Here is a 1,117-nt window from a genome sequence, read left to right as displayed (position 1 = left end):
TTGAGAAACGGCCCCAGCTGGGGGGCTGGGGCCGTCATTCCAATGCGCCAAGCCAGAAGGGGCGACTGTGACTGGCGCCTGCCTCAATGCGCCTAGCGACCTCCCGTTCCCATTCGTGCTTAGGAGAGGCCGCTGTGTTCTCTATCGGGCAGATAACACCACCTGAGAAGATAAACGTTGCGATATGCGACGCTCGATTCCTCGCGTCCTTTTGGAGACCATCGCGACGGCGGCGATGGTCGTTTTCTTGCTGTACGTCCTGTTCGGACCGCCGACCTAGGACAGCGATCGCCTCCTTCGCACTTGCCGACCCGCCAGAAGGGCAGCGGTGCCAATCCCGAGTATGAAGATAACAAATAGAACCGTGGTGGCGAAGACCTTGACGTGCTCGGGGTCGCCATCCTGCTTGCTGGTGTTGACGTAGACAAAAACGGTCATTGGTCCCTCTGGTTTGCGCTCTGCCATCTCGAGCAAGGGAACACCCAGATCCGAAGCTATTTGTGCACCAGCATGGCCTCACAGGCCTTCTCGGCTTCGGCAAACGTCCTAAAGGGTGATCCGCCTACCCTGATGGCCGGCCTGTTGAAATTGATGGGGCGCCAAGAAGCTACAAAGCCGGGCTGCCCGTGGAGTCCAGGGCCACTCCTACTCTCATTGCTGATTACAAATGAGTAGCCGAGCTCACTAGCGCTCCAAATCTCTACTCCTCTGTCGCGGGGCAACGCGGCTGAAGTGCAGGGCCATTCCACGATCCAGCTCGCCAAAAACGGCCCCAGGTCGCCCCTGGGGCCGCCAACCTTTGGGAGGTCTCCTTCCGGTCAGAGCAGGGGGCATCGGCCGGAAGTAAAGATTCGACGCCTTGGCTGCCCCGCGGTTCCAGCCATTGCCCAGACCGCCATTACTTTCTCAACAAGCCCTGGCGTTGGTGAGTCTGAGTAGGATACGCGGCAAATCGAGCCCGCCGGTTCACGCTGGCGGGCCTTTATCCGTCCGCTCCCTGCGCGCGAACAGCGACTGAACATTGGGCGTCTGTTAGGACAGCTGCTCTGCTCGATTAGAACACATAGCTTCCATGCGAGGCGACAATGCCGCACCCGTTCTGGATATTACTCCCGGT

At 59.4% G+C, this 1,117-nt stretch carries 1 protein-coding gene; it reads right to left on the bottom strand.

Annotated features, from left to right (window positions below):
* Positions 1 to 276 precede the first annotated feature (276 nt).
* Positions 277 to 438 (bottom strand): hypothetical protein, encoded by a 162-nt coding sequence (locus tag KIP88_RS45795; RefSeq protein ID WP_214494618.1) that lies wholly within the window; start codon positions 436 to 438, stop codon positions 277 to 279.
* Positions 439 to 1,117 lie beyond the last annotated feature (679 nt).

It is taken from the genome of Bradyrhizobium sp. SRL28 (assembly GCF_018596315.1).
Classification (GTDB): domain Bacteria; phylum Pseudomonadota; class Alphaproteobacteria; order Rhizobiales; family Xanthobacteraceae; genus Bradyrhizobium.
This window is presented reverse-complemented; position numbering and strand designations above follow the sequence as displayed.

Bases quoted from the DNA above. Each gene is read 5' to 3' on its own strand.
- KIP88_RS45795 (WP_214494618.1), bottom strand. From the start codon at position 438: ATGACCGTTTTTGTCTACGTCAACACCAGCAAGCAGGATGGCGACCCC.